At 36.2% G+C, this 12701-nt stretch carries 9 protein-coding genes and 1 other RNA gene; 8 read left to right on the top strand and 2 right to left on the bottom strand.

The window, feature by feature from the left end:
- Positions 1-9 precede the first annotated feature (9 nt).
- Positions 10-546 carry a hypothetical protein gene (locus tag ACFILN_RS02460; RefSeq protein WP_375666928.1) on the bottom strand — a complete coding sequence of 179 codons (537 nt, stop codon included), beginning with the start codon at positions 544-546 and terminating at the stop codon, positions 10-12.
- Between the two features lie 161 nt (positions 547-707).
- Here ACFILN_RS02460 and ettA point away from each other — a divergent pair, with 161 nt between their 5' ends.
- The 3 genes from ettA (at position 708) to ACFILN_RS02445 (ending at position 6954) form a co-directional block, all read left to right on the top strand.
- Entirely contained in the window at positions 708-2357 is a 1650-nt protein-coding gene (gene ettA / locus ACFILN_RS02455) for an energy-dependent translational throttle protein EttA (protein ID WP_273790793.1), read from the top strand.
- 672 nt (positions 2358-3029) lie between these two features.
- Positions 3030-3968: an ArsR/SmtB family transcription factor gene (locus tag ACFILN_RS02450; RefSeq protein WP_375637661.1), complete on the top strand. Its 939-nt coding sequence runs from the start codon at positions 3030-3032 to the stop codon at positions 3966-3968.
- 2608 nt (positions 3969-6576) lie between these two features.
- Positions 6577-6954: a hypothetical protein gene (locus ACFILN_RS02445; RefSeq protein ID WP_375631184.1), complete on the top strand. Its 378-nt coding sequence runs from the start codon at positions 6577-6579 to the stop codon at positions 6952-6954.
- A 106-nt stretch (positions 6955-7060) separates the two neighbouring features.
- Here the strand turns inward: ACFILN_RS02445 and ACFILN_RS02440 are convergent, their stop codons facing one another.
- A complete protein-coding gene (locus ACFILN_RS02440) occupies positions 7061-7216 on the bottom strand; it encodes a hypothetical protein (RefSeq protein WP_375670784.1) in 156 nt (51 codons plus the stop codon).
- A 1095-nt stretch (positions 7217-8311) separates the two neighbouring features.
- Between ACFILN_RS02440 and ACFILN_RS02435 the strand changes: the two genes are divergently transcribed.
- The 5 genes from ACFILN_RS02435 (at position 8312) to ACFILN_RS02415 (ending at position 12701) form a co-directional block, all read left to right on the top strand.
- Entirely contained in the window at positions 8312-8821 is a 510-nt protein-coding gene (locus tag ACFILN_RS02435; RefSeq protein WP_273790789.1) for a lytic transglycosylase domain-containing protein, read from the top strand.
- 83 nt (positions 8822-8904) lie between these two features.
- Positions 8905-9295, top strand: an RNA gene (gene rnpB / locus ACFILN_RS02430) — RNase P RNA component class A.
- A gap of 264 nt (positions 9296-9559) precedes the next feature.
- Complete coding sequence (gene rsmH, locus ACFILN_RS02425; protein WP_375643449.1) at positions 9560-10558, top strand: 16S rRNA (cytosine(1402)-N(4))-methyltransferase RsmH; 999 nt, start codon at positions 9560-9562, stop codon at positions 10556-10558.
- Positions 10555-10959 carry a hypothetical protein gene (locus ACFILN_RS02420; protein WP_375670782.1) on the top strand — a complete coding sequence of 135 codons (405 nt, stop codon included), beginning with the start codon at positions 10555-10557 and terminating at the stop codon, positions 10957-10959. Before rsmH ends, ACFILN_RS02420 begins: the two co-directional genes overlap by 4 nt.
- Entirely contained in the window at positions 10959-12701 is a 1743-nt protein-coding gene (locus ACFILN_RS02415; protein ID WP_375670780.1) for a peptidoglycan D,D-transpeptidase FtsI family protein, read from the top strand. The genes ACFILN_RS02420 and ACFILN_RS02415 overlap by 1 nt, the downstream gene beginning before the upstream one ends.

Genomic DNA, 12701 nt, shown 5'->3' with positions numbered 1-12701 from the left:
TTTAAAAAGCTATATATCGTCTTGAAGTTTTGAAATGATGTGCTGGATATTGATATTATTTTTATAATTATCAAGCCAAAAGAGGGGGATGGATAAGTTTTTACAATTGGTTTTATAGTTTTTTACGAATTGTAACCACGTACCAATGGGAAGTGCACTGTATTCATTTGTTGCTACGTGTTGATGCAAAGCTTTCATGATCATTGGGCTTGGGACGTCAGATCCCATAAGGCGGCGGTCGTTTTGTAAACGTAATTTAAGCCATATCAAGGCAAGGGGTGAGGTCCATTGCTTTCCGTAGCAAAAAATCGATGAAAAAAGAGAAGGATTTTTTACTGTGTAATATAAAGCCCATAAAGCGAGAAAAGAAGGCGCATAGAGAATTGCTTTTCTTTGTGGTACCATATTACATTGATAAGTTGGTTTAATACGATAAAAATACAATGTTATATCTGGTATGGAAAAGAGAGGTAATGTTTGATAACAGGTTTCAGGTACAGCTAAAAAGATCTGCTTTTTGCTTTTTAGGGAGATGTTTTTTTGCATTCAGGACCATACTGGGGCTTGTGAGATTAGAAAAAATGTACCAATATAAAGCGAAAAGCTTTTGATACGATGTAAGTGCTATTTACTGTACAGTTTCAAAAAGCAAAAGCAGTTTTTTCAAAATCCTAATCTTTAATATCGCACAATATAAAGAGAAATTTATGGCACGTCAATTTATCTATCATATGGCTGGGCTTAACAAGTCTTACGGCAATAAAAAAGTTCTAGAAAATATTCATTTGTCTTTTTATCCAGATGCAAAGATCGGTATTTTAGGGCCAAATGGTGCGGGGAAGTCAACTATTTTACGTATTATGGCTGGGCTAGATAAGGAATATACGGGAGAAGCATGGATTTCTGAAGGAGCACGCTGTGGTTATCTACCACAAGAACCTTTGCTTGATGCGAGCAAAGATGTGCGTGGCAATGTAATGGAAGGTGTTGCAGATAAACAGGAAATTCTTGAGCGTTATAACGAATTGATGATGAATTATAGCGAGGAAACGGCTGATGAAAGTGCACAGCTTCAGGACATTATTGACAGTCAAAATCTTTGGGATTTAGAAAGTCAAGTGGAAATGGCTATGGCTGCTCTTGGTTGTCCGCCAGCCGATGGGGATGTAACAAAACTTTCGGGTGGTGAGAAGCGGCGTGTTGCACTTTGTAAATTGCTTTTGTCAAAACCTGATTTATTACTTTTGGATGAACCGACAAACCATTTAGATGCTGAAACGACGGCTTGGCTTGAGAGGCATCTACGTGAATATCCAGGGGCTGTGCTTTTGATAACCCATGATCGTTATTTTCTCGACAATGTAACGGGTTGGATTTTAGAGTTAGATCGCGGTAGAGGTATTCCTTATGAGGGGAACTATTCTGCTTATTTGGGGGCTAAAGCCAAGCGTTTGGCTCAAGAAGGCCGTGAAGAGGCAGCGCGTCAACGTGCTTTATCACGTGAGCAAGAATGGATCGCTTCTAGTCCAAAGGGGCGACAAGCAAAGTCAAAAGCTCGGATTAAGGCTTATGATGAGTTGGTTCAAGCAGCCCGTGAGCGCCGTCCTGGAGAGGCACAAATTATTATTCCTATTGGAGAAAGATTAGGACAGGTTGTTATTGAGGTTGATAATCTCTCTAAAGCTTATGGTGAACGTGTATTGATTGATTCTCTTTCTTTTAAACTTCCTGCTGGTGGCATTGTCGGCGTTATTGGGGCCAATGGTATGGGAAAGTCGACCTTGTTTAAAATGTTGACGGGACAGGAACAGCCCGATTCAGGTCAAATACGTATCGGTGAAACAGTTCACATGAGTTATGTGGATCAGAGTCGCGATTCTTTGGTGGGGGATAAAACTGTTTGGGAGGAAATTTCTGGTGGAAATGACATTATTAAATTAGGTAAATATGAGATGAATAGCCGCGCTTATTGCGGGGCTTTTAATTTCAAGGGGGCAGATCAGCAGCAGAAGGTGGCAAATTTATCAGGAGGGCAGCGCAATCGCGTACATTTGGCGAAACTTCTAAAAGAGGGGGGGAATGTGCTTCTTCTTGATGAACCGACAAATGATCTTGATACTGAAACATTAGGTGCATTGGAAGATGCATTGGAAAATTTTGCTGGTTGTGCAGTTATCATATCGCATGATCGTATGTTTCTTGATCGATTGGCAACACATATTTTAGCCTTTGAAGGTGATGGTCATGTAGAATGGTTTGAAGGTAATTTTGCTGAATATGAGGCTGATAAAGTTCGTCGTCTTGGGGCGGAATCTCTTAATCCTAAGCATGCAAATTATAAACCTCTTACACGCTAGAAATTTTTTTCTTATCTCAACTTTGTTGGAATAATAGTGTACTTTATTGCGTTTGTTATTTCATAAATAAAGTGTGTGTACTCTGTGTAAGTTTTTATTCATTAAACAAAGAGTAAGAGACACTTTATGAAATTATGACCTAAATAGGGTTATTCTACTCATGATATATAACCGGTTATTGCTTGTAAAATTGCAATGAAAAGGAGGGGATGAAGAGTATAGTACTATTTCTACGAATGCTCTGGTCATTGAGCATTATTATCTTTACTTAATAAAAATGCAAGCTGGCACTATCATGTTATTTATTTTTCTCAATGGTATGCAGTTCTTGTTTTGAGGTGGGTATAAAAGATATTTTTATCCATATGTCCCCTCCGTTTATGAGCTGTAAGAGAATGATTTGGATTGATTTATCATGAATAGATTTGAAATGAGAAAAATTTACGGTATTCCGGTTTTTTATTCAAGTTAAAAATGAATGAATTATTATTATAAATCAATGCATTCTCATTATAACGAGCTGCAGGGAGATAAGATCTGTTCGTTTTTTACATTAGCCTATTTTTTTCATAGTATGATAAAATAGAGAGAACAAAATAGATGAGAATATGCGTTGTATGCTTGACTTTTTTCCTATAAACAAATGTTTATAGGAATGTTTAGGGGATAATTATGCAAAAAAGTGCAAGTTTAGATGCAATGATTGTGCTGCTGAAAGCGGTCGCAGAAGTAAGCCATTTACGTGTTCTTACGCTCTTGCGTCATGAAGATTTAACAATTCCTGATTTTATTTTTATTCTTGATCAGTCGCAAGCGTGTATATCACGATATTTACGTTTCTTGTACGAAGCTCGATTGATTGAGCGTTATCAGAAGGGAGATAGCCTTTATTTTAAGCTTTGTCATGATTTTTGGGGTAAAGACATTGTGATGGGTGTTCTTTCGGCTTTGCCAAAGCATGATGTGTTGTTAGCGCATGATTTAGAACGTTTGAAGGATGTCAAAAAGCAGCGTCAAAAAACGAGGAAGAAGCATTTCTTACAAAATGTGTTGCAATGGGATGTATTACGGTCATCCTATATGGCAGATCATGGTGTGGAAAACGCTTTACTTGAAATCATTGGCGATAAGCCATTTCAGACGATGCTGAATATTGGAATAGGTGGAGACTCTGTCTTAAAATTGTTTTCTAACCTTTATACGCATGCGGTTCAAGTTGTGCTTGATAGCAATGTTTTTCACTTGTCTGTTGGAGATACAACTTTTGATTTAGTTATTCTTCATTGGGTTTTACATTTTCTTGAAAATCCTGAAATATTTCTTCATGAAATATCAAGTGTTTTGCGTCCTCATGGCCGTTTATTGATTGTGGATTTTGGTTATCATGAAATTGAGCCTTCATATTCCGATCAAGCGCATATGCGTCTTGGATTTTCGGCTTTACAAATAGAACAATGGCTTAAAAATGCGGGACTTGTTCTAGAACAAACGGTTTGTCTTACTCCTATACAAAATGAAAACAGTGAGGAGGGTATGGTTACGCTTTGGCTTGCTCGTGATCCGCGTTTATTGGTTGACGATATCAAAGATAAACAAGTAGATTTTGCATAAATCGTGTTTGTTAACGTGCTTTATTCTCTGATTTTTCTCAAGGAATAGCGTAGAGATAAAACTTTATTCAATCATTGATAAGCTATTGTTTTTTACATTTGTATTATGTTTTTATATGGGAGTATTGGTGTTTTATAGCGGCGTGTAGGCTGTATAATGAAAGCACCTTCTATAGAGTTAAGCCTATGAGGATCATTATTTAAGGTGTTCTTGATATCATATTTATGTTATTAGCCAATATATTGATTTTAAAAGATCATTGATTTTTTTAGACTCAATGAGAGGTTTGAATACAGGAATATTTTTTCATTTCAAATTTCCTGTTTCAGAATCCAAAAGAGTCTGTTTGTCTGTTACAAAAGAAGGTATTTATCTTAATGATAACGTTTGTAAAAAAAATACATCTTTGCGGCTGCAATATTATATTGTGCCGCACAATATAATATAGTGATGGCTCATACCTTCATAAATGTCAAAGGTGGTGTGCCCAATAGATCTTAAAATATTTCTTTAAAACAGGTTCTTAGATAAGAAATGCCTTGGAACTTTTAGTGAGGAGTGCAAAAAGATGCTCTAAAAAGACGAAAAAGTAAAAAGGTGAGGCAATGCATGATTTTCATTATTTAAAATACAGCGTTATGAGCGTGTTTGAAAGTCGTAAAGGCAAATGAAAGGGATGGTAAAGATGGCAATAGTTTTATCTTTGGGCTTTTATGTTTCTTCCAAAATGAATGATGGCTTTTTTTAAGATTTCTCAACCAGACGTAAATATTTTTACTCTAATTGGGCGTATAAAAGCTGGGATTTTTCACATGGCTCTCATTTGCTCTAATCTTTATCTCAAACATATTGCTATGTTTAGAGCAGGTGTTGATTTACAAGTAATAGAAAAAGTAAAAGCTTGGTAGATGACGCCATAAAATTACTCATAAATTGGTAATGGATTGGAGTGATATTCTGAATTTTAAAAACATTTTGTACAACAACGGTTATAATAACGCATCTGGCTTTACGTTTATTTCTTCCTATAAGCATTCATATATGGTGTTCATCTATGTGTTTTGCATTATATTCATAAAAATAAGATCGGCGATGATCTATGGATAGTCCGTGGCTGAAAGTAGGAAAGAAAAGCGTGATATTACACTAAAGTTTCGTATCTCTTTATCATTGAGAAGTTATGAAGGTTATTAAATAAGTCCATTGTTCTTGCCAAACGTATTTTCTTTCTTTTTATGTTTGCCGCTCATCTTATGACGCAGTCCGTGGGTATAGCGTAAAATTGATAGGGCACCATCGTCTTTAGTTTAAGTGAAAGTTGTAAGCCGGCATTATCGTTTTATGTTTTTTATCCATACGCTTCTTCTTGTTTGTGATGTGCGATAGTATGGCTATTCATTGATTCAATAGACGAAGATTGAAAATAAGGGAACCTTACGTTCTTGAGATCTCTCATGTAAATTGTAAATGATGAGTTATGATTGTAAATCAATGAATTGTTTACGTTAGAAGAACAGACTATACAATTTTTTATCACAGAAACTACTGTGTGTATTATTTTACGGGATCATTTAAATGATAGAGATTAAGAGAAAATGTCTGCATTGATTTCGGTTTGTTATGTTAAAATGCGTTAGAGACTGTTGGTTATTGTAAAATGATTTATCGTTATTTGGAATGACGATGGGGCGTGATTCGAAACAAATACCTTCAGAGTTCTCATTTTTTCATAAGATTAAGCAGTTTAAATTCTTCATTGATTGTTACATGAGGGATGTAACAATATTTTAATGATCATTTACAGAAATTTTTTATAAAAATAGATAAGATTTTATTTCTCTAATTTATTGTTTTATATGAATAATTCATAGATTTCTTGCAAGAAGATGTTTTTCATTTTTTACGGTTATTTGTGTAAGATTTTAAAAATCTACGTTTTTCTTTTTGTGGTGATTGCTGTTGGAAAAATGATTCTACTTTTACGTAGTTTGATTTTTATAGGGTGGATACGTAGAAATTACTGTTTTTTTTAAATTATGATCATCAGAGTTATGAAAGAAACTATTTAAAAGTTATAATGATCGTAGATTCTAATTGGTGCTTCTAGAAATAAAATTGCTTCAAATTGGGTCATTTTGAACTTTTTTTGCCTAAATTTAAACATTTTTAAATAATTTATAATTCTTTTATGTTTTTTTGCGTAGAAGATGATAAGAATTTCTTGTTGTTTAAAAAATTTTATTCCATAGCAAGAATATTGCATCGGCTATCTTAGTGGTTGATGTAAGAGGACAATCGGGGAACCTCCTCCCCCCCCCCCCCGCGTGGATCCCCTAGATTGTCTGGCCTGACTGAGGATTTCCTCAGTCAGGCTTTTTGTAATTATTTTAGGAAATGTAAAGTGTTATTAGGGGGGGAAGTGTAAGATCTGTTATTGTTTCGCCTATAGTACCTAAATACATAGAGGGGCGGGTCTTATTGGGCGGAGAGTGTTAGCGTATTCATTTTTAATAATTTGATTTTTCTTTATTGAGGCATTGTTGAATGCTATAAGGGGAATCATAAAAGGAATCTATGTTTGTATTCTGTGATCTTTAGGTAAGAGATAATGGGATCTTTTTCGCATCGTATTATTTTTATTTTATTCGTATTTTTTATTTTTGGCGCTGTCTTTTTTGCTTCTCGAAGTGGTGTTGTTTATCAGTTTTTTTCCGGTCGTTCTTCTTTTTCTTCTCAGAAGCTTGATGTAACAGAGGAGGAGTTGTTAGAGAGATTGTCCGTGTCTTTTCCAGATATTATCAAGCATCTTTCTAAGATGGACCCTCAACAGCAAGAGTTGTTTATTGCGCAGCTGCGTCGTGATGTAATTGCGCTTGCTGCTAAAAGTGGTCAGAGTCGTGAGCAGGCTCAAAAATCTGGTGAAACTGTTGCTATGGCTCTCTCAAAAGCGATTTCTCGTCCTTCCATTGCTAATGCTTATTTTTAGCTATTTTTTAATTGCGCTTTTGGGTTTTAAAGGAGAAAGAGCTTTTCGTGAAGTTTTGAAAAGTGTGAGGAGATAATCAATTTGTAAGATAATTAACAAATTTATCTTACTCAAAAGGTATGCAGTCGGAGTATAACGGTAATGTTGCAATCATTACAGGAGAGATAGAAAATCTATCAAGGGTATTGGTCAAGTTAATTGCATTATCAATCGCTACAATGACAAAAGCAGTATTGACTATAATAAAATACGTTAATCGCATTTTATATGCCAGTTATTTTTTTATTTGATATGAGAAAATAAAAATTTTTTAAAGGATTTAAGCTTTCTTTGTTCTACGGATTTTAGGATATTTATCCACTTGTATGATTTCTGAAATGAGGTGCAAGGCTGATAATGTGATAGTCTGTGACAAAGAAAAAATATTTGAATGAAGATGAGAGGTCTATTTTTATTTAAAAAGGCTTTGGGGGTATTGAGTTTTCTAACATTTTTCAAAAAAACAGACACGAGTAATTGTTAAGCTTTATTGTAGAGACAAAGACGGATATAACTTTTTTAGTATATTGTTTTATAATGATAAATTATCATTATTATATTGAATAAGAATCTTAAGAATTGTAAAATTTTCTCATTTTAAATTTATTCATGGTGAAAAAATCAAAATTAGTTTCTAGTACACTACCAGTGGGAGGACTGTGTGGATAACAGCTCTTTTAAAAAGGAATTAAAAAGCTTCTTTGAGACATCTTGAGAGCTAAAAGTCTGTTGCAATATTTTGAATTGGTAAAGAGTATGATGGTTTTAGTATATTTATGAATTTTTTATGTGCGATAATGGGGGATTTGTTTTGTGATTTGTTGAGGTTTTATCGGATATAAAGAGTGCTGTGGGTGTTTTAACCAGAGAGAAGCGTTGATAGCGGTTTATATTTTTATGAAACTTTCTTGATATTGAGCATCTCCGGTAAAAAGATGCTCTTGTCTCTCTTACTTTGTGGGATTGATCCCAATAAAAAAATTAATAATCTTATGTAAAAAATATTACATCTAGTTAAGATGCTATTTTTTTAATATAAAAATTAAGTGATACAATAGCGATAGCAGCAATTTATAGATTATATCATTTTATTTAATACGCTATAAGATTAACCATAGTTTCTTTATTTTTTTATTTTATGATATAGAGAAATCTATGATTTGTGAATAAAGAGATATTCTTTTGTTACATGATTTTATCTTGAAATTGTCTTACTCTTTCCTTTTTCAAGCCGTTCTTTTGCTTTCTTTTTTTGTATAATACGTTTGCAAATTACTTGCGGCTAGAATTTGAGAATGTTTGAGTGAAGAGAAAGAAAATGCAATTTTTGAAAATCTTGTTAAATACAGCGTGTGCTGTATTTTTTGTATTTGACATAAGTTGGACTCATAGTGTCTTAAATGTTGCGGAATCAGGAGAAGCCTCAGTGATTGTTGCTCCTAAGATTCCTGATCGCCCTTATGAGTTTCTTATTCAGAAACTTGCGAATAAATATAATGTTCCCGTTAATTTAGCACATGCTGTTGTAAAAGTTGAAAGTAATTATAAGGCAGGTATAAAGGGGGCTGCTGGCGAAATAGGTTTGATGCAAATTAAACCCTCTACGGCACGAGGGTTGGGCTTTAGTGGTTCTGTACAGGATTTGTACGATCCTGCGACCAATCTTGAATATGGTATGCGTTATTTGGCACGGGCGTATAAACTCAGTGGTGGAAGTACGTGTGGTACAATCCTTAAATATAACGCAGGTCATGCTGCAAAAAAAATGAATTCCATTTCGGCGAAATATTGCGCAAAAGTGAAAACTTATCTGGCTTCATTAAAATAAAAACATCTGTTGAGAGAGGTTTGTCATAAAATATTTTAAGATGCTATTTTCATTGAGCAGAAAATGTTTTATAAATTAATGCGTCAGTCGGCTGGGCAGCCGCGCTTGTCTGATGCTGAAATATGGCAGGTGAGGAAAGTCCGGGCTCCATGGAAAGACGGTGCCGGGTAACACCCGGCGGGGGTGACCCTAGGGAAAGTGCCACAGAAAGTAAACCGCCTATTTTTATAGGTAAGGGTGAAAGGGTGGAGTAAGAGCCCACCGCGCATTCAGTAATGAATGTGGCAAGGTAAACCCCACCGGGAGCAAGACCAAATAGAAATGACGTGCAAAATTTAATTTGCAGCCGATTTCCGGGCGAGTCATTCGGGTAGGTTGCACGAGGCGGATGGTAACATCCGTCCCAGATGAATGGTTGCCATGTAAAGTGTAAGCTTTACTCTACAGAACCCGGCTTATAGGCCGACTGATATTTCATGATGATACGCGATATTTTATAAGATCGATTATATATGATCTTTTATGGAGTCTATGTGTTTGAAATGGACACTTGAGCAAAGAGTGTTTTAAAAAATTATAACATTTCTTTAAGTATAATGCGTTAGGATCTGTTTTGGGATAACTTTAGTTTTTTCGTTCATTGTGATTAATATGAAAGTTGAAGGCTAGGTTATTCTAAGATCAGTTGCCATGAGAGAGCTGTTGATTTGAGACAGCATAACTTCAAGACGGATTATTTTGATAAAGCAGGATCAAAGAGCTGAACGCCATATTCCAGTGTTGTTGCAGCCAGTTTTGACTGGGCTTATGCCATTGGTTGGAGCAAAAGTAATTGATGGTACCTTTGGTGCTGGTGGTTACACGCGCGCTTTGTTAAAGGCAGGGGCACAGGTGATCGCTCTTGATCGTGATCCTCATGCTATCAGTGCAGGACAATCGCTTGTTGAAGAATTTTTTCCACGTCTTCGTTTGGTCCATATGGCATTTTCACAGCTCGATCGTGTCGTTGAAGAGAAGGTGGATGCAGTTATTTTGGATATTGGTGTCTCTTCAATGCAGCTGGATGAAGCAGAAAGAGGTTTTTCTTTTCAAAAAGATGGTCCATTGGACATGCGAATGGCTCAGACTGGTTTTACAGCCAGCGATGTTGTCAATCATTTAAAAGCAAGGGATTTGGCACGTATTTTTAAGATATTAGGAGAAGAGCGTTATGCGGGGCGAATTGCACGGATGATTGAAAAGCGTCGTGTTGTACAGCCTTTTTTGCGTACAGGTGATTTGGCGTATGCTATCGAAGCGTTGATAGGACGTAAACCGGGAGATCGTATTCATCCAGCAACACGTGTATTTCAGGCTCTTCGTATCTATGTTAATGATGAAATTGGTGAATTGGCATGTGGTTTATTTGCTGCTGAACGCGTTTTAAAAGCTGGAGGCCGTTTGGGGGTTGTCAGTTTTCATTCTCTTGAAGATCGTATGGTCAAAAGATTTTTTTCGGCTCGTTCTGGAGAATGTATGAGATCACGCTATCTGCCTGAAATGAAGGCTGCTCCAGCAACATTTTTTCCTTTGTTTAAAGGTGGGATCACGGCAACTAAAGAGGAGTTACAGAAAAATCCTCGTTCACGTTCTGCGAGGTTGCGTATTGGTGTACGGACTGAAGCAGAGGCTCTTGCAGCAGATATGAAATTATTTGGTTTAGCAGAGATTGCCAGTTTTGAAGGCAGCAAAAAATGACAGTTTTTCGTACATTTGATATGATTTTAGTGTTGATTATGATTTGTATGGCAGGACTTACTTATAAGGTAAAATATGATGTTCAAAAACGAATGAACGAAGTTCTTCATCTTGAGCATGAAATTGCTGCAGCAAAAAATACGGTAAGTTTGCTTCATGCTGAGTGGGCTGTGATGATAAGGCCTTCACGCATGCAAAAACTTGCGAAACGTTATCAGAAAGAACTTGGGTTAGAGGTTATACAGCCGCGTCAAATCGTGGAGTTTAAAGACATTCCGGTACAGGTACATGATCAAATTGAAGAAGTGATTAAAAAAAATATCTTGGAAGATAATCAGGATATTTTGACAAATAATCGAGCTTCTCAGATCAATAGCGTTGTCCAAAAAGGCGCGCAGTAATGAAATCGACTTTTTTATTCTCACAGAAGAAAAAGCGCTTAAAGAATTCGTTGAATAATCATAATGTTTCTGTTCGTCGTCCCTATTCTAGTCGTCCACGTTTGCTTTTTTCGTTGTTCTGCTTTTTAATTTTATATGGAATCATGGGGGCTTGCCTTATTTCTTATGGGTTGGAAGGTGGACAGATTGAAGAAGCAAAGGGGCCAGGAGTTCTTCAATTGATGGCACGGCCTGATATCGTTGATCGTAATGGTCGTTTATTGGCAACAGATATTAAAACTTATTCACTTTTTGCTGAGCCACGACGTATTATTGATGTGGATGAAACAATTGAATTGCTCTCAACAGTTTTGCCTGATCTTAATTGGCAGGAAACCTATAAGCGCTTAAAAAGAAAATCTGGTTTTTCTTGGATACAGCGTGGGTTAACACCAATGCAGAAGACGCAAATTATGGCTCTTGGTATACCAGGAATTGGTTTTCGGACTGAAATTCGTCGTTTTTATCCTGATGGACCTGTAACTTCCCATATTCTCGGTATGGTGAATGTTGATAATCAGGGCATTGCAGGTATGGAAAAATACATTGATGATGCGGGGCTGAGTGCTTTGCGTGCCGCTGGTCTTGCCATGGAAGAATCATTAAAACAAGTTCAGCTTTCGATTGATGTGCGTGTTCAGTCAATTGTTCATGATGAACTTATTCAGGCTATGAAGCGTTATAAGGCAATTGCTGCAGGAGCTGTTATTTTAAATATACATACGGGGGAAGTTATGGCTTTGGCATCACTACCAGACTTTGATCCTGGAAATCCTGTTGAAGCTTTAAAAAGTGATCGTCTCAATCGGATGACGGCAGGAGCTTTTGAAATGGGATCGATCATTAAAAGTTTTACGACCGCTATGGCTCTTGATTCCGATATTTTTCATTTAAACAGTATTATTGATGCTTCAAAGCCAATAAAAGCAAGTAGTGGCTATACTATTCATGATTTTCATGGAAAAAATCGACCCTTAACGTTATGGGAGGTTTTTATTTATTCTTCTAATATTGGTTCTGCTAAAGAGGCGTTGGCGATAGGGATTGATAAACATCGTGGTTTTTTGCAAAAACTTGGATTACTGGATCGTCTCACAACAGAGTTGCCTGAAGTTGCCCACCCTATTGTGCCAAATCATTGGAAGGATATCCATTCTATGACGATTTCTTTTGGGCATGGTATGGCAACAACACCCTTGCAAACAGCTGTCGGGGCTGCTGCTTTAATGAATGGTGGTTGGTTAATTGCTCCGACATTTTTAAAACGGCCAAAAGAACAAACTTTGCACCATGCAAAACGGGTTTTGCAGGCTAAAACAAGTCAAAATATGCGTTACCTTTATAAATTAAATAGTGATATTGGTTCTGGACGTAATGCAAAAGTTGAAGGTTATCGTGTAGGTGGTAAGACAGGAACAGCTGAAAAAGTTGAAAATGGAAAATATTCTAAAACAAAAAATTTTAATAGTTTTCTTGCTGCTTTTCCTATTGAGGATCCTGCTTATGTTGTTTTAACAATTATTGATGAACCAAAGCCTGCTGAGGGACAGCGTTCAGCAACAGCGGGGATGAATGCTGGACCAATGCTTGCTAATATTGTTCGTCGCACAGCTAGTTTTCTTGGTGTAAAACCCGATTTTAAAAAAGAATATGAGCCTCTTTTAAGTAAAAAGAGCAATTCAAGTTTCGTTAAACAACGGTAA

The organism is Bartonella sp. CL434QHHD, from assembly GCF_042195145.1.
Lineage (GTDB): Bacteria > Pseudomonadota > Alphaproteobacteria > Rhizobiales > Rhizobiaceae > Bartonella.
This window is presented reverse-complemented; position numbering and strand designations above follow the sequence as displayed.

What these genes read in the sequence shown, in the direction of transcription:
- ACFILN_RS02460 (WP_375666928.1), bottom strand. Translation starts at nt 546, where the DNA reads ATGCAAAAAAACATCTCCCTAAAAAGCAAAAAGCAGATCTTTTTAGCT.
- ettA (WP_273790793.1), top strand. Translation starts at nt 708, where the DNA reads ATGGCACGTCAATTTATCTATCATATGGCTGGGCTTAACAAGTCTTAC.
- ACFILN_RS02450 (WP_375637661.1), top strand. Translation starts at nt 3,030, where the DNA reads ATGCAAAAAAGTGCAAGTTTAGATGCAATGATTGTGCTGCTGAAAGCG.
- ACFILN_RS02445 (WP_375631184.1), top strand. Translation starts at nt 6,577, where the DNA reads ATGGGATCTTTTTCGCATCGTATTATTTTTATTTTATTCGTATTTTTT.
- ACFILN_RS02440 (WP_375670784.1), bottom strand. Translation starts at nt 7,216, where the DNA reads ATGCGATTAACGTATTTTATTATAGTCAATACTGCTTTTGTCATTGTA.
- ACFILN_RS02435 (WP_273790789.1), top strand. Translation starts at nt 8,312, where the DNA reads ATGCAATTTTTGAAAATCTTGTTAAATACAGCGTGTGCTGTATTTTTT.
- ACFILN_RS02420 (WP_375670782.1), top strand. Translation starts at nt 10,555, where the DNA reads ATGACAGTTTTTCGTACATTTGATATGATTTTAGTGTTGATTATGATT.
- ACFILN_RS02415 (WP_375670780.1), top strand. Translation starts at nt 10,959, where the DNA reads ATGAAATCGACTTTTTTATTCTCACAGAAGAAAAAGCGCTTAAAGAAT.